This is a genomic window from Maridesulfovibrio sp., assembly GCF_963666665.1.
In the GTDB taxonomy this organism is placed as follows: Bacteria; Desulfobacterota; Desulfovibrionia; order Desulfovibrionales; family Desulfovibrionaceae; genus Maridesulfovibrio.
Genome location: NZ_OY762999.1, coordinates 338,036 through 355,708 on the forward strand (window position 1 = coordinate 338,036; position 17,673 = coordinate 355,708).

The 17,673-nt window shown below is 44.6% G+C and carries 12 protein-coding genes; 10 read left to right on the forward strand and 2 right to left on the reverse strand.

Translation table 11 applies throughout. The features are described from left to right. Positions 1-120 precede the first annotated feature (120 nt). The 6 genes from tnpA (at position 121) to ACKU40_RS01470 (ending at position 5,044) form a co-directional block, all read left to right on the forward strand. Positions 121-429: an IS66 family insertion sequence element accessory protein TnpA gene (gene tnpA / locus ACKU40_RS01445; protein ID WP_320173989.1), complete on the forward strand. Its 309-nt coding sequence runs from the start codon at positions 121-123 to the stop codon at positions 427-429. Next, positions 429-782 carry an IS66 family insertion sequence element accessory protein TnpB gene (gene tnpB / locus ACKU40_RS01450; RefSeq protein WP_320173990.1) on the forward strand — a complete coding sequence of 118 codons (354 nt, stop codon included), beginning with the start codon at positions 429-431 and terminating at the stop codon, positions 780-782. The genes tnpA and tnpB overlap by 1 nt, the downstream gene beginning before the upstream one ends. Before the next feature lie 48 nt (positions 783-830). Next, entirely contained in the window at positions 831-2,453 is a 1,623-nt protein-coding gene (tnpC, locus tag ACKU40_RS01455) for an IS66 family transposase (protein WP_320173991.1), read from the forward strand. Between the two features lie 129 nt (positions 2,454-2,582). After that, positions 2,583-3,074: a toxin-activating lysine-acyltransferase gene (locus ACKU40_RS01460; protein WP_320174768.1), complete on the forward strand. Its 492-nt coding sequence runs from the start codon at positions 2,583-2,585 to the stop codon at positions 3,072-3,074. Beyond that, a complete protein-coding gene (locus tag ACKU40_RS01465) occupies positions 3,043-3,726 on the forward strand; it encodes a hypothetical protein (protein WP_320174769.1) in 684 nt (227 codons plus the stop codon). The genes ACKU40_RS01460 and ACKU40_RS01465 overlap by 32 nt, the downstream gene beginning before the upstream one ends. Then, positions 3,716-5,044, forward strand: coding sequence for a hypothetical protein (locus ACKU40_RS01470; protein WP_320174770.1), 1,329 nt, complete (start codon positions 3,716-3,718; stop codon positions 5,042-5,044). Before ACKU40_RS01465 ends, ACKU40_RS01470 begins: the two co-directional genes overlap by 11 nt. On the opposite strand, the gene ACKU40_RS01475 is transcribed toward ACKU40_RS01470, so the two are convergent. Beyond that, positions 5,009-6,120, reverse strand: a protein-coding gene (locus ACKU40_RS01475; RefSeq protein WP_320174771.1) for an IS3 family transposase whose coding sequence is annotated in 2 segments (ribosomal slippage) — positions 5,009-5,868 and positions 5,868-6,120 — 1,113 coding nt in all. Because the reading frame shifts where the segments join, the coding sequence is not laid out codon by codon here. The two genes, ACKU40_RS01470 and ACKU40_RS01475, sit on opposite strands and share 36 nt — an antisense overlap. Positions 6,121-6,213: 93 nt before the next feature. Between ACKU40_RS01475 and ACKU40_RS01480 the strand changes: the two genes are divergently transcribed. Genes ACKU40_RS01480 through ACKU40_RS01490 form a run of 3 tightly spaced genes read left to right on the forward strand, consistent with a single transcriptional unit; the run spans position 6,214 to position 13,849 of the window. Beyond that, positions 6,214-10,215: a cadherin-like domain-containing protein gene (locus ACKU40_RS01480; RefSeq protein WP_320174772.1), complete on the forward strand. Its 4,002-nt coding sequence runs from the start codon at positions 6,214-6,216 to the stop codon at positions 10,213-10,215. A 5-nt stretch (positions 10,216-10,220) separates the two neighbouring features. Continuing rightward, positions 10,221-12,395, forward strand: a complete 2,175-nt coding sequence (locus ACKU40_RS01485; protein WP_320174773.1) for a type I secretion system permease/ATPase — start codon at positions 10,221-10,223, stop codon at positions 12,393-12,395. A 2-nt stretch (positions 12,396-12,397) separates the two neighbouring features. Further along, complete coding sequence (locus ACKU40_RS01490; RefSeq protein WP_320174774.1) at positions 12,398-13,849, forward strand: HlyD family type I secretion periplasmic adaptor subunit; 1,452 nt, start codon at positions 12,398-12,400, stop codon at positions 13,847-13,849. A gap of 96 nt (positions 13,850-13,945) precedes the next feature. Here the strand turns inward: ACKU40_RS01490 and ACKU40_RS01495 are convergent, their stop codons facing one another. Next, positions 13,946-14,638, reverse strand: a complete 693-nt coding sequence (locus ACKU40_RS01495; RefSeq protein ID WP_320174775.1) for a metallophosphoesterase — start codon at positions 14,636-14,638, stop codon at positions 13,946-13,948. A gap of 566 nt (positions 14,639-15,204) precedes the next feature. On the opposite strand from ACKU40_RS01495, the gene ACKU40_RS01500 reads away from it, so the two are divergent. After that, positions 15,205-17,625, forward strand: coding sequence for an AAA family ATPase (locus tag ACKU40_RS01500; protein WP_320174776.1), 2,421 nt, complete (start codon positions 15,205-15,207; stop codon positions 17,623-17,625). The last annotated feature ends 48 nt before the right edge of the window (positions 17,626-17,673 follow it).

The following is a 17,673-nucleotide window of genomic DNA, read 5'->3' on the forward strand; positions in this document are numbered from 1 at the left end:
GTTGGTTAAAAATATGTATAAATAGGCATGTTTTGAGATTGTTCGTAAGCGTCCAAACATCTACATCTTCCATTTATTCCCCCGTCTGGCATAGTTCTCTTCCATTGAAGGAGGATGACTATGAAAAACAAACAGCGTTTCTGGAAAAAACATATTGAAGCATGGAGAAACAGCGGTGTTTCTCAGGCTGAGTACTGTCGTGAGCACAGTCTTTCATATAAGTCTTTCGGATATCATAAACGCAGGGTGGGTGCGTCAGCCAAGCCGCAAAAGGTTATTCCTATCCCGGAAACCGCAATGCGAGCAGAAGAAGAGTCGCGGACTTGCAAGCCTATAAGTCTTTGTGTTCCCAGAGGGTTTCGGATAGAAATTGAACCAGGTTTTTGCCAGCTTACCCTGAAAGAATTGCTTGAAGTTGTTGCTTCCTGATGCTTCCGATTGATTCAAAGTCTCAGGTATTCATCGTGCTTGGCGCAACCGACATGCGCAAGGCCGTCAATGGACTCTCGGTCATGGTGGCCGACCACCTGGATCTCGATCCTTTTACCGGAAATTTCTTTGTCTTCTGCAATCGCGTACGCACGATTATCAAGGTTTTGTACTGGGACAGCAATGGTTTTTGCCTGTGGCAGAAGCGTCTTGAAAAACACCGCTTTTTCTGGCCCGAGTCGGAACGGGAGGTGCTTGAATTCAGCTCTCGACAACTGCGTTGGCTGCTTGAAGGCCTTGATCCTGTCCGAACTCAGGCCCACCCCTCGTTGAGTTATTCTACTATTCTTTAATGTTACGAAATAATTGTGTTTGCGCTAAAATAACATACTCTTTTCCGCATGGACAAAGCACTTCTTCCCGATGATCCTGAAAAGCTGAAAGAGCTTATTCTGCAACAGAATAGACTGCTTGCCGCCCAGAATGCAGCGATCGCTGATCGTGATACGGTAATTGTCGATCGTGATGCGGTAATTGCCGATAAAAGTGCCGTTATTGAAGAGCTGTCAGAGCAGGTTGAACTGCTCAAAGCCATCGCCTTTGCCAAGAAATCGGAAATGGCAAAGAAGCCCGCAAAAGACGAGTATCAGTATTCCCTTTTTGATGAGGCGGAGTTTGTTTGTGAGCAGTCTTCATTCGAACCGGAGGTCGTGCAGGTTCCGGCGCATTTCCGTGCTAAAAAGGGCCGCAAACCTATCTCCGAATCCATTCCCCGCAAGGAAATTGTTCACGACATTCCAGACGAGGAAAAAATCTGCGCTTGCGGCTGTGAATTGAGTCGCATCGGCGAGGTCGTAAGTGAAAAACTTGATTACGTCCCCGCTAAAATCCGGGTTCTACGGCACGTCCGCCCCAAATACGCTTGCAAAAATTGCGAAGGCACCGAGGGTGACGGGCCGAGCGTTAAGATCGCTTCGATGCCGCCCCAGCTGATCCGGCAGGGCATTGTCACTCCGGGGCTTCTGGCCCATATCTTGATCAACAAATTCTGTGACGGGCTTCCTTTTTATCGCCAGAACAAGATGTTCGAGCGACTGGGAATCGATATTTCACGCTCTACCATGTCCAACTGGACCGTGCTGGCGGCAGAGCGATGCGGACCGCTTATGGAATTAATGTACGAATATTTGCGCTCCGGCAGGATCATCAATCTCGACGAAACACCGGTACAGGTGCTCAAGGAACCGGGCCGGGAGAACACGACCAAATCCTACATGTGGGTAGCCTGCAGGAGCGGGACAAAACCGGTAGTCCTGTTTCATTACGCGCCGAGCCGTGCAGGGAAAATTGCCACTGAGATTGTCGGGGATTTCAAGGGATATCTGCAAACTGACGGCTATGCCGGATACAACGCTTTGGGCGAATCCGAGGGGATTACTCACGCTGGTTGCATGGTACACGTGCGCCGAAAATTTATGGATGTCCTCAAGGCTGGTTCGAAAAAGAAAAAAGGCACGGCATCGACGGTGGTTGCCCTGATAGCGAAGCTTTACCGACTGGAGGGGCGGGCCCGAAAGGAGGAGGCTTCAGAGACGGAAATTCTGACCATGCGGACGGAAAAATCCAGCCAGATTCTTGAAAAAATCCACGAAATAATTACGAAGAGCAGCAGTTCAGTGCCTCCGACAAGTCTTTTGGGTAAAGCGATTTCCTATGCTTTGGGCCAGTGGGCCCGGATCACAGTTTTCCTTGAAAATCCGACACTCTCACTCGACAATAATATCGCTGAAAATGCCATTCGTCCTTTTGCGGTGGGTCGAAAGAACTGGTTGTTCAGCGGTTCTCCGCGCGGTGCTGAGGCGAGCGCGACCCTCTACAGTCTCATCGAAACCGCCAAAGCCAACAAATTAAATCCTGCTGACTACCTCTGCGAACTGTTCGAAAAACTCCCCCATGCGCAAAGCAGCACCGATCTCGAAGCCCTCATGCCTTGGGCTGTGTCAAAGAACGCCGAAACAAAGTAACGACTGCTTCTTTCTTCATACCTCAGCTTATCGGGGCTTTGTAGGTGTAGGTGTTTGGACGCTTACGATTGTTCCCTGACTTCAGGGAAATAAAATTGAAATTCTTGCTGATTAAAATTGGAGTCTATTGTGCCTGAAGAGAATAATAAGAATGTCGTTGATTCTAAGGATAATGTTTCGCACGAAGTAAACACTGAAGCTAATGATGCGAAGGCTTCATCCCAGCCCGATCTTTCATCTGTTCTTGGGGTTGTTACCGCTCTTATGATGGATAGTCCTGTCCATGAGTACTTTTTTCTTTCCGATATGAAATGGCTTGTCGTTCCTCCGGTTCGTTTGCGTCAGTTCAGGATTTTCCGCAAAGACGGAATGCCCTTCGCTTATGTTTGCTGGGCATCTGTCAATGAGCAGACTGAAGCAAGACTTAAGGCCGGGCATGTGAAGCTCCGCCCGGATGAATGGAATAATGGAGATAATCTCTGGCTTGTTGATTTGGTTGCGCCGTTTGGTGGGGCTGAAGAGGTGATGAAAGATTTGAAGCGTACTGTTTTTGAAGGGAAGACTGTTAAGAGTCGTCAGGTTGCTCCTGATGGGACAGGTACTGCTGTTGTGGAGTGGTAGAGTGTGTAGCTTTTTGATTAAGTATAGATCAACTTTCACGATATTTTCTTGTACGGTTCCTTTTTTTATAGCTTATCTCATAGATAACGATCCAGGTAGAAATAGGTTCACAAGCCTATTTCCTCAGTCCGAGTATACAGTCTTGATCGTTGCAGCGTTAGCTTTTTTTTTGGGGCATTTATTTGACCACTTTAGAAAAGTTAATGTTTTTCAAGGTCTTGATTTTTATAGTAATAATCCTTTTTTCTTTTTGCAGTCCTTTTTTCTTTTGCTCGTAAGTTGTCCATTACTTATGTTTTGTTTTGGTGTTGTTGATGAGGTAATGGCTATTACATATATAAAATACATTGCATTTTTTTCTGTTTGTGCTTTTGCGTTTTGTTTTGTTTGGCTGAGAAGGATTTTTTCTGTTTTTTCTTGTCGCATGTTTCCATTTAAAAATAAATATATTGTACTGTATGTTTTATTTTTTATAGTTTTTTTCCCTTTGTTTCTGTTGGGTGTAAATGTCTTTGTTGATTATCCTGTGGCTATATCAATGAGAAAAAGTTGCGCAACTTCCGTTTATGCTGTTTATCTTATATTTTTGTTCGAATCTTATCTTGCAATTATAATTTATAATTTTGTTAGGAGTTTACGTCGTGAGCGTTAGGTCTACACATAGTAAGAGCGGGTCATTTTCTTCATCATTCCCACCTGTGAATAGGCATACCCGTTCTACTAGCGTTTACAGCGGTGAAACTACACATACTAGTAGTGGAAATAGTTATAATTACAGAGCATATGTAGATCATAGAGGAAGTGAATACTTTGGGCATGTTTCAAATTTTACTTCATTGATAAATGCTGGAGTTGAAAAGTATGGAGATGATTTAGGAAGGGCTTTAGGAAAAGAATTAGGCAAGGTAGTTGGCAAACCTCTTGAAGCTATTTCTGTGTTGTCTCATGTATCAGAAGCGATAGATGCTTTTAAAAAAGGGGAAGAGTCTGAGGGGTATAAGTCTTTGGCAAAGGCCGGTGTTGGGGTCGTTGCGATTGGTGCAGGTGCAATTCTAGGGGGGGGGCTAGGTGCTACCGCTGGGATTGCTGCCATTGCTTACGGTATTGAGTTCTTGATAGATAGTGTTGATCCATTAGTCATTGACCTTGATGGAGATGGTGTTGAACTCGTAGGGGTGCATGACTCCTCAGTTTTGTTTGATATGAACTCAAGTGGGAAAGTTGTTTCGACTGGTTGGGTATCATCAGATGATGGTTTACTTGTCGTTGATTTAGATCATGATGGTGTAATTGGTAGTCTTAATGAAGTTTTTTCTGAACATTTTGTTGAAGGATGTTCCTCTGGACTTGAAGCTCTAGCAACCCTGGATTCTAATGCAGATGGGCTTATTGATTCAAATGATGATCGTTATTCGGAAATAAGTGTATGGAGGGATTTCAACCAGAATGGCGTTACAGATGAAGGAGAACTCCAGCACCTTGAAGATATAGGGGTTGAGAGCATTCGTCTAACGAACAAGATCAATGAAAATTCAGTAGTTGATGGTAATACGGTTGTTAATTCTGTTACTGCGCTTGTTTCTGGGCACGAGCGTAAACTTTCTGAAGTTGGTTTTGGGGTCATCAATTCCGATTATGTCTTTAAACAAAAAATAGATAGAATAAATGTTTATACTTCGAGTGACGGGGTAGAAATAGGGGTTGTTGTCTCGCCAACAGAAGAGACTCTTTCGGTAAGTGAATTGGGACTTGGTATGCTCCTAGGCAGTTATGGTGCCGATAGTTTTTTAGGTGAGGGGAACTCTAATTATTTGATGGCAGGAAAGGGAGGGGATGATACCCTTATAGGTGGAGCTGGAGATGATTATATTATTGGAGGGAAAGGTAAAGATTTTCTAGACGGTGGTGCTGGAGATGATGTAAACCTCCCCAAGTTAGTGCCAGCCGTAAGTAGAGTTTTCTTGGGGTGAATGTGTTTGGACATACTCGACTGGGGTCATGTCTCCGAGCGATTCATGTGGTCGCTCTTCGTTGTATTGACGAATCCAATCTTCGGTTATGTCCTTGACCTCAGATAACGTTGAGAACAAGTAAAAATCTAAAACCTCGTTGCGAAACGTTTTGTTGAAACGTTCAATGTATGAGTTCTGAGTCGGTTTGCCTGGCTGGATGAATTCCAGCGCAACACCATTTCTTTCAGCCCAATCTGCCAATGTTACCGAGATAAGCTCCGGACCGTTATCCATCCTCATTTTCTCAGGAAAACCGCGCCACGCTGAGACTCTGTCCAGCACACGAGTAATCCTTCCGGCGGGTAGACTTGTGTCGACTTCAATTGCCAAGCATTCACGGCTGAAATCATCAAGCACATTAAAAGTTCTAAACCGTTGTCCACTCATCAGCGAGTCATGCATAAAATCGATTGACCAGCAGATATTGGCCTTTGGTGGAACTGCTAAAGTCTGAGGATTCCGGGACGGTAAGCGTTTCTTACCCTTTCGCCGGAAATTCATTTTAAGCATGCAGTAAACTCGATAAACCCTTTTATGGTTCCAGCGTTGTCCTTGCTTGCGCAGCAGGATAAATAATTTTCTGAACCCGTAACGGGGATACCGGTCAGCCAACTTAAGAAGCATTTCAATAAGTAACGAATCATCGCGCGGCTTCGGTTCGTAGCAATATACTGAGCGGCTTAAACGCAGCGCACCGCATGCTTGTCGAATACTGAGACAAAATTCATTGCAAAGGTAGTCAACAAGCTCACGCTTCTCAGCTGGCTTTAAAGCTTTTTTGCTATGACATCCTTCAGAGCTTCGTTTTCAAGGCTCAAGTTGGCAAACATGTTCTTGAGCTTACGATTTTCTTCTTCAAGGTCCTTCAAGCGGCGGATATCGGAAGCTTCCATACCACCGTACTTCGACTTCCACTTGTAGTACGTGGCTTGACTGACTTTGTACTCACGGCAAACGTCTGCAACTTTGCGACCGCCTTCGGCCTCTTTCAGGATCTTGAGAATCTGACTTTCACTGAATCTGGATTTCCGCATCGAAACAACCTCCTTCATGGCTGTCTTTATCAGAAATCTCTACTTTGCGCTGGGACTAATATACGGGAGGGCTACACTGTCAATGACGCACCTGTGTCTGGAAACATTGATCTGGGATTTATCAGTCGAGACCGAGTTCTCACGATTACTTCCGAAAGCCTTCTTGCGGATGCTTCTGATGTCGAGGGAGATTCTCTCAGTATTCTCAATTTGTCTATCGCTGAAGGGCAGGGTGAGTTGCTGGAAAATGCAGATGGGACATGGTCATTTACCCCGGCAGCAGGTTGGAGTGGAGATGTCCGGTTCAGTTATGAGATCAGTGATGGAACAGACGTTGTTTCCGTTGACGCCTTAGTAGAAGTAAGAGTTCTGAATACTGGGCCTGAAGTTTCCGGAATAGCCGCGCTTGGCGACATTCAAGAAGAAGGCAGCCTGACCTTTACCACTGCGGATCTTCTCTCCAATTCCAGCGACACCGATGGGGATGCCCTTAGCGTAGCCAACTTAAGTGTTGCATCCGGCTCCGGCGCGTTGGTGGATAACGCTGATGGTACTTGGACTTTTACCCCTGCGGCCAATTTTAACGGTGCAGTCAGTCTGAGCTACGAAGTCAGCGATGGTGAACTCAGTGCAGCAGCCAGTGCCGGTCTCAATGTAACCGCAGTGAATGATGTCCCGGTTGCCGGTGCAGCCATCGACCTTGGCTCAGTTGCCGAAGACGGCTCCATGGTCATCACTTCCGCATCTTTGCTTGCCAATGCTTCCGACATTGATGGCGATGCCCTTAGTGTAAGTAATTTAAGCGTGACTTCTGGCTCCGGCGCGCTGGTGGACAACGGTGATGGGACTTGGACTTTTACCCCTGCCAATTTCAACGGCGCAGTCGGCTTTAGCTACGAAGTCAGCGACGGTGAACTAAGCGCCGCTGCCAGTGCCGGTCTTAATGTAACCGCAGTAAACGATACCCCAGTTGCAGGTGCGGCCATCTACCTAGGTTCTGTTGCCGAAGATGGCTCCATGGTCATTACTTCTGCGTCTCTTCTTGCCGATGCTTCCGATATTGACGGTGATACTCTTAGTATATCTAATTTGAGTGTGACTTCTGGGTCCGGCGCGTTGGTGGATAACGCTGATGGTACTTGGACTTTTACCCCTGCGGCCAATTTTAACGGCGCGGTCGGCCTTAGCTACGAAGTTAGTGACGGTGAACTAAGCGCCGCAGCCAGTGCCGGTCTCAATGTGAGCGCAGTTAACGATGCTCCTGTTGCAGGTGCAGCTATCGACCTTGGTTCAGTTGTTGAAGACGGCTCCATGGTCATTACTTCCGCGTCTCTTCTTGCCGATGCTTCCGATATTGATGGAGATGCTCTTAGCGTAGCTAACTTAAGTGTCGCCTCTGGTTCCGGTGCGCTGGTGGACAACGCTGATGGTACTTGGACTTTTACTCCTGCGGCTAACTTTAACGGTGCCGTCAGCCTGAGCTACGAAGTCAGCGACGGTGAACTAAGCGCCGCAGCCAGTGCCGGTCTCAATGTAACCGCAGTGAATGATGTCCCGGTTGCAGGTGCAGCTATCGACCTTGGTTCAGTTGCCGAAGATGGCTCCATGGTCATTACTTCCGCATCTTTGCTTGCCGATGCTTCCGATATTGATGGAGATGCCCTTAGCGTCACTAATTTAAGTGTCGCCTCTGGTTCCGGTGCGCTGGTGGACAACGCTGATGGTACTTGGACTTTTACTCCTGCGGCTAACTTTAACGGTGCCGTCAGCCTGAGCTACGAAGTCAGCGACGGTGAACTAAGCGCCGCAGCCAGTGCCGGTCTCAATGTGAGCGCAGTTAACGATGCTCCTGTTGCAGGTGCAGCTATCGACCTTGGTTCAGTTGTTGAAGACGGCTCCATGGTCATTACTTCCGCGGCTCTTCTTGCCGATGCTTCCGATATTGATGGAGATGCTCTTAGCGTAGCTAACTTAAGTGTCGCCTCCGGTTCTGGTGCGCTGGTGGATAACGCTGATGGCACTTGGACTTTTACTCCTGCGGCCAATTTCAACGGCGCAGTCGCTTTTAGCTACGAAGTCAGCGACGGTGAACTAAGCGCCGCAGCCAGTGCCGGTCTCAATGTAATCGCAGTGAATGATGTCCCGGTTGCAGGTGCAGCTATCGACCTTGGTTCAGTTGCCGAAGATGGCTCCATGGTCATTACTTCCGCATCTTTGCTTGCCGATGCTTCCGATATTGATGGCGATGCCCTTAGCGTCACTAATTTTAGTGTCGCCTCTGGTTCCGGTGCGCTGGTGGACAACGCTGATGGTACTTGGACTTTTACTCCTGCGGTTAACTTTAACGGTGCCGTCAGCCTGAGCTACGAAGTCAGCGACGGTGAGCTAAGCGCCGCTGCTAGTGCAGGGATTAATGTAACCGCAGTGAACGATGCCCCAGTTGCAGGTGCTGAACCTATATTGCAGCCTGTTTCCAGCAACGAATATTTGATCATTACTCCAGAAGAACTTTTGGAAAATTTTTCAGATATTGATGGTGATACCTTAAGCGTCTCATCTTTAACCCTTGCCAGTGGTTCTGGAACTCTTGCAAAGCTCGCAGATGGTTCTTGGGTTTATGAAACTCCTAGTAATTGGGGTGGGGAAGTCAGTTTTGACTACGTGGTGACTGACGGAGATTTGGAAGTTGCTGCCACTGCTAAAACCACCGTTAATAATACTGGTAGTGGTATTAACCAGGTGGATGGCACTGCTTTGAATGATATTATGTTGGGATCAGCCGTTGATGATAAGCTAGATGGAGGCTTGGGCGCGGACACTCTGACTGCTGGAGATGGAAACGACCTATTAATCGGCGGTAATGAAAATGACGTCCTTGACGCTGGGGCAGGCAATGACACCCTCATAGGCGGTTACGGGCGTGATACGTTGCTGGCTGGTGCAGGCGATGATGTCCTTTACTTTGATAATGGGGATATTCGTGTCGATGGTGGTGAAGGCTATGACACTGCCATGGCTGACGGTTATTTGAACCTGGCTCAAACCACCAATGTAGAGGAAATTCAGGGTGGTCAAAATAATGATACCGTCTTCGGTAATGATGAAAACAATATAGTCTACGGTAATGACGGTGCTGATGATCTTAATGGTCGTTACGGCGACGATTCCCTTTATGGTGGGGCCGGTAATGACATCGTTGAAGGCTATTTTGGTAATGATTATTTAAATGGCGGAACAGGTGACGATACCCTGAGTGGGTTTGTTGGCAATGATGTTTTAGAGGGTGCAATAGGCAACGATACTCTTATAGGCGATGTGGGAGAGGATTCCCTTTATGGCGGCGAGGGCAACGACATTTTAGATGGCGGTAATGAAAATGACTTCCTTGATGGTGGTGCAGGCAATGACACCCTCATAGGCGGCTACGGGCGCGATACGCTGCTTGCTGGGGCTGGCGATGATGTTCTGTACTATAATGCAGGCGATGCGACTGTTGATGGTGGGGCTGGCTACGATAAAGCCTTTGTTACTGGTTCATTGAATATGTGTTTCACGACTAATGTTGAAGAATTGCACGGCGATGACAGCTCTTCAAATTTATATGGAAACGATGAAGATAATATAATTTACGGCAATGGTGGGGACGACATGATCAAGGGTATGGACGGTAACGATACCCTTGTCGGTGGAGCTGGGGCTGATACTCTTGCCGGAGCTTACGGGGATGACTGCTACCTGTTTAATAAAGGAGATGGACAGGATATTGTTAATGATTTTAGCGGGTATGATGTTGCCCATTTTGGGGAAGGAATTACCCAGAGTGATTTATGGTTTTCACAGGATGGAACGGACCTGACAATTGGGGTTGTTGGCAGTGCTGATAAAGTCACTGTTGATAATTGGTTCAAATCATCTAGTTGGCGAGTTGAGGAATTTCAGCTTTCAGATGGTTCGGTATTGATGGAAAGTCAAGTTCAGGGTCTTGTTGAGGCAATGTCTTCTTATTCTCCTAGTAGTGCAGGAGTACTGAGCGTCCCGGCTGATATTCAAGATGGAGCACAAAGCATGATCGCCGCAAGCTGGGAAAAGAAATAGTTTTCATGTCCGGGGAAAAAATAAACAACGAAAACCAGTCTACAGATACCAATCAAGTTCAGGATACAGGGCTTGTTTCCTTAGTACTACTTGCCCGTTATCATGGAGTTGCAGCTGATCCGGATGGGATTAAACACAGGTTCGCTCCTCCGGGTGAGGTGATGGGGCAATTGGATTTAGTGAAGGCTGCTCGTGCTCTGGAGCTCAAAGCAAAGGTGCTTGATCGGAGCTGTGATAAACTTTCGAAAGTTCCTTTTCCGGCCATGGCTCTGATGAACGATGGAACTTGGATGATAATGGGGGGAGCACGCGAGGACGATGTCCTTTTGCAGCATCCATTCAGAAAAGGGGCGGAAAAGGTTCCTTTAGATGAGTTCTCGAAATTATGGTCCGGCAGGTTGCTGCTTATAACCAAACGAACTCTGCTGCCCGAAGCTGTTCGTAAGTTTAATATCAGCTGGTTTATTCCGGCTCTGCTTAAGTATAAACGATTGTTCAGTGAGGTTTTGCTGGCTTCGTTTTTCTTGCAATTGTTCGGCTTGGTTACTCCTCTCTTCTTTCAGGTGGTTATTGATAAAGTCCTTGTTCATAAGGGACTTACTACCCTTGATGTTTTGGCCATAGGCCTCTTGGCAATTTTTGCGTTTGAGGTTGTTTTAGGAGGGCTGCGAACGTGGCTCTTTTCGCATACGACTTACAGAGTGGATGTGACTCTAGGTGCTAAGCTGTTTTCACACCTTGTCTCCTTGCCGTTGGCCTATTTCAATGCCCGTAGAGTTGGGGATTCGGTTGCGCGGGTGCGTGAACTTGAAAGTATACGCCGATTTTTGACCGGATCTACTTTAACTATTGTTATCGACTTGTTTTTCACTTTTGTTTTTATTCTGGTGATGTTTTTTTATAGTTGGAAATTGACTTTGCTGGTGCTTGGTATTTTGCCCTTTTATGTGGGACTTTCAGTGTTCGTCACTCCCGTTTTAAGGCGCAGGCTGGATGAAAAGTTCCAGCGCGGTGCAGAATCGCAAGCCTTTTTGGTTGAAACAATCACAGGGGTACAGACCCTAAAATCCATGGCAGTGGAGCCTCAGTTCCAGCGTCATTGGGAAGATTTGTTGGCCGGATATGTGAAGTCTGCCTTCAGGACCGATAATCTTGGTAATTTTGCAGTACAAGCAACTACATTTTTAAGTAAGATTACCACGCTGCTTATACTCTGGATTGGCTCTAGAAGCGTCATTGACGGCGATTTAAGCATAGGGCAGCTCATTGCCTTCAATATGATGGCTGGACGCGTTAGTGGGCCAATTCTGCGCCTTTCTAAGGTCTGGCAAGATTTCCAACAGGCAGGAGTTTCTCTTGAGAGATTAGGGGATATTCTCAACAACCCTACAGAACCGGGATATAATCCAAATCGTTCAACCCTCCCTTCACTGCAGGGAGAGGTTAAATTTGAAAATTGCAGTTTCAGGTATCGGCAGGACGGGCCCTTCATTCTTCAGGATGTAAATCTGAACATCAAAAAAGGGGAAATGCTGGGTATTGTTGGCCGTTCCGGATCAGGTAAAAGCACTCTCACCAATCTTGTTCAGCGACTTTATGTCCCGGAGAAAGGACGGGTCTTGGTTGACGGGATTGATCTTACTTTGGTGGATACAGCTTGGCTCAGGCGTCAGGTTGGTGTTGTGTTGCAGGAAAATATGCTTTTCAACCGCACTGTGCGGGATAACATTGCTCTGGCAGACCCCGGTGCTCCTATGGAAACAGTTGTTCGCTCCGCACAGCTTGCCGGGGCGCATGATTTTATCCTCGAACTTCCAGAAGGATACGACACAGTCATTGGGGAACAGGGAACAGGGCTTTCCGGTGGACAGCGTCAGCGTATAGCGATTGCCAGAGCTTTGCTCACCAACCCAAGGATTTTGATTCTTGATGAAGCTACTTCTGCTCTTGATTATGAATCAGAGCATATTATCCAGAGGAATATGGCCGCCATCTGCCAGAACCGTACTGTGCTGGTCATTGCTCATAGGTTGTCCACTGTTAAAGATTGCAATCGTATTGTAGTTGTGGATAAGGGGCAGATTGTTGAGAGCGGGCCACATAACGAGCTTATTAACACTGGTGGATATTATTCTCAGCTTTGGAACTATCAATCCAAGGGCGCAGCGGAGGGCGTATAAATATGCAAGAACTACCTCCCCCGCTTGGGAAAATTAATGCACCAGAGGAACCGGAATCTACGCAGGAATCTTTGCGTGATAGAATTAAAAATTTAATTTCCAGAACGATAACGGCCTGCACGCCTAAAATGGCTTCAGATGAGATGGAGTTTTTGCCTGCTTCGCTTGAAGTGGTAGAAACTCCTCCTTCGCCAATTGGCCGGGCCATAATCTGGTGTATTGTGCTGTTTGTTGTTCTGGGCGTTATCTGGGCTTGTCTTGGTAAAACGGATGTTGTGGCTGTTGCTGAAGGTAAAGTAATTCCTTCTGGGCGAGTTAAAACTATTCAACCTTTAGAGCACGGGGTGGTATCCAAGATTTTAGTGCATGACGGTCAATTAGTGAAAAAGGGCGATTTACTTATTGAACTTGATACCACCTCAAGTGGTGCGGATGTTGATCGCTTAGATGCTGAGCTTGACGCCGCGCGACTTGAAAAGGCACGGCTTGATGCTTTGCTTGCGTGGAGTCCTGAGCTTGGCCTTAAACCTAGGCTTAAGGCTCCTGAGGGGGTTGAACCACATGAGGTTGAGCAGGAGAAGCGATATCTTGCTCAGGAAGCTGATGCCTTGCTCTCTAAACTTAAGACTTATGACAATGAGGTGCGCCGTATTAAAGCACAGATGCAGGCAGCTAAACATACTGTTGAAAAATTAAAAAATACTCTGCCGATCATTACCAAACAGGCTGCAATGCGCAAGCAGTTATATAATCAAGATGTAGCGCCCGAAAATGAATGGTTGGAAATTGAGACTCAACGTATTCAGGTTGAACAGGACTTCAAGACTGAGCAGCAAAAGTATGAAGAGGCGGAAGCTTCAATGTTGCTTGCACTTGAACAACGAGTTCAGACCCTTTCAGAATATCGCAGGGATCTTCTTGAACGGAGAACGCAGGTTTCTACTCAGGCTGAATCGTTAGTGCAGGAACTAAAGAAGGCGACTCAGGTTGATACCCTGCAACGTATAACCGCACCTGTGTCAGGCAAAGTTCAGCAGTTGAATGTGCATACCGTGGGTGGCGTAGTGACTCCGGCCCAGCCGTTGATGATCATAGTCCCAGAGAATTTTAAACTTGAGATTGAAGCCAAAGTACAAAACAAGGACATTGGCTTTGTGCGTGCAGGTCAGGATGTTGAGATTAAGCTAGAGGCCTTTCCTTTTACCGAGTACGGGATCATAGATGGTTCTCTTCGACATGTTTCCGGAGATGCCGTTCAGACCGAAGAAGGCGAATTATATTACAACGCCCGGGTAGATATGAAACAATCTTACATTCTGGTTAACGGGAAAAAGGTCAACTTAAGTCCGGGAATGCGAGCGTCAGCGGAAGTTAAAATTCGTCAGCGGAGGCTTATTGAATTCTTTTTATCCCCATTGCTCAAGTATACCAGTGAGAGTCTGAAGGAACGGTAAGCGTAGTACTTTGTTCTATTGTACGTCGATAGAGACTCGCTTAGCCTTAAGTTTTTTCTTACTGATATAGTTGTTGGAAGTATCTGTGAACGATCATTATTGTTTGAGTTCAACCCACCAGATTTCTTCATCTTCCATGGGGATTGCTAAAGCCGTCCAGACTGTGTTTTCGAATTTGTCGGTTTGATGGATATGGAAGTGTCCGAAAAACCACTGTGCTGGGCTGTATTGCCGTAATATCAAATCAAGAATATCGCGTGTCGGGTCATCTGCTTTGGCAAGCCATGAAGATTTGCGATACCCCAACGGCGCTGCCTGTCTGAGATTAAATGATTTGGGGCAGGTATGGCTGACGACAATATCGATGTGGATATTCGGGGCTAGTTTATCGAAGTCAGCGACTGTTGGAATTTCACCAGAAAACCAACTATCCCCTTCTTTCCTTGATTCTTTGTCCGTTGAATCCGCACCCCCAAAGAAAAGTACTGTGCGTTTGTCTGGCAGTGTAAAAATTGATCCGCGAGGCTGATAGAAACAATTGGGGGCAACTTCCAGTTCCCCTGAGCTTGCAATCTTAGCAAGGGATTCATGGTCTTCGTGGTTCCCATCACACCAATATAATTTTGTATTGCCTAATTTCAATTGCGGATCGTTTGGCGGCCAGCCATTCTTACGTGGCCAGTACCCAAAATCTCCGCACTGGATAATAATATCTGGCTGTTCCGTTTCTACCAAATAATTGATGACTTGGAAGTCTCCGTGGATGTCGCCTAGGATGATGATTTTCATGGTCCAAATTGTAGTTCATTTTGATGCCTGCGTCACCATGAGATCACTCTCATGTCTTGTCCGTTAGTATATAGCTTCTGCTGATAATATTTATGATGTGTTGCGCTGGCTGCGGAAAAAGCTCCACTTTAATTTATCGGCAAAAGTGGAGTGAGTATTAACTTTAAATTAGTGATCTGGTTGATATTATAATAATTTAGATGTACTTTTTGGCCTGTTGATAAGTTTAGAATTATGGGGTGGTAATAAGTCTATCGATCTTTCGTTTAAAACGAGCAAATAAATGAATTTCTTTCATAGGCTCGTGGTGCTTATGCAAATGCTGCGTTAGCTGTCGATGCTTATTGAAAAGCGGTAAGAATATGGTCTTCACGGTATGGAAGGGGAATCGGATTTGTTTCACCATATTTGTATTGCGCAAAAAGAAAAATTTATTCTGGATTGGTATGATCCTCTTTTGGATGACCGGTTGCTGGATGCCAACTGTAGTGTTGGTTTTGAATAAATCGATCGTTTGTAAGTAAAAAACGATAAATGTGAGGATCTTAAGTGCTCTGGGGGAGAATATGGCTAGCGAGATTAAAAGAATTGATTCAATAAAGAATATGGCCGTTTTTCAGGATTTTTGCTGGAGTTCAGCAGTCAAAGATAATGGCGGTAATCCTGTAGATTTTAAGCAGATAAATATTTTGTATGGGCGTAATTACTCTGGGAAGACAACTTTATCGCGAATAATCCGCGCCTTAGAGGTTGGCGAGATTTCGGATAAGTACGATTCTCCCCTGTTTCAACTAAGCTTTCATGATGGCAGTAATCTTAGACATGATTCGTTGCAGGGGCATGACCATGTAGTGCGAGTTTTTAATGAAGATTTTGTGAAGGATAATCTCCAGTTTATTGTTGATGATGCACAGGAAATTAATTCATTCGCAATTTTAGGAGAAGATAATGCAAAACTTGAGGAAGCAATTGAAAAACTTGAATTTGAGCTTGGGAGTGAAGAAAAGAAGACTGGATTGTATGCTAAATTGTCTACAGCTCAAGAGGCTTTTAAAGTTGTAGATCAAAATTATGGTGAAAAGGAAAAAGATTTAAATAAAAAATTACAGAATAAGGCAACAAAATCTCCTACCTCTATCAAAAATAATAAGATGTTTGGAGATGTTAACTATAATACAACTAAATTGAAGCGTGATATTGGTATTGTGATCAAGGATTCTTATGATCCTCTATCTGATAAGGTTGTAGATGACTTTCATAAACTTCTTAAAGAAGATTCTAAAGATGAGATTAAAGAGTCCGCTGTTTTTAATCTTAAATATTCTGAGATTTCATCTAAAGCCAAGAATCTGATCGAAAAAAAAATACAGGCTTCTGACCAAGTTCAAGAGTGGCTTGATAATACCGATCTCGCAAAATGGGTTGAGTCAGGGCGAAAGTACCATAAAAGTAAAAGAAATCAATGTGCTTTCTGTGGTAGCTTGCACCCTGCTGAGCATTGGGAAGAGCTGTGGGGAAAGTTAGATAAACATTTCAATCAAGAATCTAAAGATCTAGAGGCTGAGATTGATGACGTTTTGTTATTGATAGATAAGGAAAAGGGACGTGCACGCGATTTACTTAAAATAGAATTTTCTGATTTCTATTCTAGTTTTGATGATGAGCTTAAGGATCTTTTAGAGTTGTTTGCAACTAGATCAGAACGTTATAGTGCATCTTTTGCTTCTATGAAGCTTCAGTTAGAGGATCGCAAAAATGATATTTTTACTCCTCTTGAGTATAATGAAGCTTCTTCTGTTGAACATAATTTGAACGAAGTTCGAGATCTTTATGAATCGATCAGAGAAGAGTCTAATCTTAAAACTCAAAATTTAGAAAAAAAGCAGTCCGAAGCCAGAAAATCCTTACGACTTCATAGTGTTTTTAAGTTTACTACGGATATTAACTATAAGGATACTTGTACAAGCCTTGATAAGTTAGAAGACCAAAAAGATAAATCAAAAGCACATAAAGTTGCTGTTAAAAATGAAGTTGATTCCAAGATCGCTGAGATTAATGAATTAAAATCTCAGTTGAAAGACGAAAGTAAAGGTGCTGAGCAAGTAAATCATTATTTAAATAATTTTTTCGGACATCATTCTCTTTCTCTTAGGGCAGTAGCTGTAGAGGAGGCTTCAAGCGGTGCTGCAGGGTATCGATTTGAAATAACCCGTAATGGTAAAAAGGCATTTCACCTGAGTGAAGGGGAGTGCAGTCTGATAGCTTTTTGTTATTTTATGGCAAAGCTTGAGGATATTGAAACCAAGGGGAGTCAGCCTATTATTTGGATCGATGATCCCATTTCCAGTCTGGATACAAATCATATCTTCTTTATTTATACTTTGATTGCTTCGGAGATTATTAAAAAGAAAAGTTACAGGCAGCTATTTATTTCAACTCATAGCCTTGATTTTTTGAAGTATCTAAAGAGAATTTCTGGTGATTATAGAGGCAAAGGACAAAATAAGGTAAAAATTAGAGAATTTTTCTTGATCGAACGTTGCGGCGATTTTAGCCGACTGTCACCAATGCCGAGATATTTAAAAGAGTACGTCACTGAGTTTAATTACCTTTTCCATCAAATCTACAAGTGCGCAACTTGTGAAACGCTTGATGATGCGAGCTACCAAATATTTTATAATTTTGGAAATAATGCTCGGAAATTTTTGGAAATCTATTTGTACTACAAATATCCTAACGGTAAAGAAGGTGATAATAAAATTTCAAAGTTTTTTGGTGAAGGTAACATCCCTATTTTATTAACAGAGCGAATAAATAATGAGTATTCTCATTTGTGCGGTGTATTTGAACGTGGAGCATCACCTATTGATGTTCCAGAGATGAAAACAGTTGCTCGTCAGATTATATTGAAGATCAAGGAAGACTCTGATCAGTACTCTGCTCTGCTTGAAAGTATTGGTGTGCAGGATGATCTGATGGGAACTTAAACGTAAGGACATCATATGTTGATGGATTTAATTTTTTATTAATTAAGA

Coding starts and splice junctions, on each gene's coding strand:
- tnpA (WP_320173989.1), top strand. CDS start 121: ATGAAAAACAAACAGCGTTTCTGGAAAAAACATATTGAAGCATGGAGA.
- tnpB (WP_320173990.1), top strand. CDS start 429: ATGCTTCCGATTGATTCAAAGTCTCAGGTATTCATCGTGCTTGGCGCA.
- tnpC (WP_320173991.1), top strand. CDS start 831: ATGGACAAAGCACTTCTTCCCGATGATCCTGAAAAGCTGAAAGAGCTT.
- ACKU40_RS01465 (WP_320174769.1), top strand. CDS start 3,043: ATGGGACAGGTACTGCTGTTGTGGAGTGGTAGAGTGTGTAGCTTTTTG.
- ACKU40_RS01485 (WP_320174773.1), top strand. CDS start 10,221: ATGTCCGGGGAAAAAATAAACAACGAAAACCAGTCTACAGATACCAAT.
- ACKU40_RS01490 (WP_320174774.1), top strand. CDS start 12,398: ATGCAAGAACTACCTCCCCCGCTTGGGAAAATTAATGCACCAGAGGAA.
- ACKU40_RS01495 (WP_320174775.1), bottom strand. CDS start 14,638: ATGAAAATCATCATCCTAGGCGACATCCACGGAGACTTCCAAGTCATC.
- ACKU40_RS01500 (WP_320174776.1), top strand. CDS start 15,205: ATGGCTAGCGAGATTAAAAGAATTGATTCAATAAAGAATATGGCCGTT.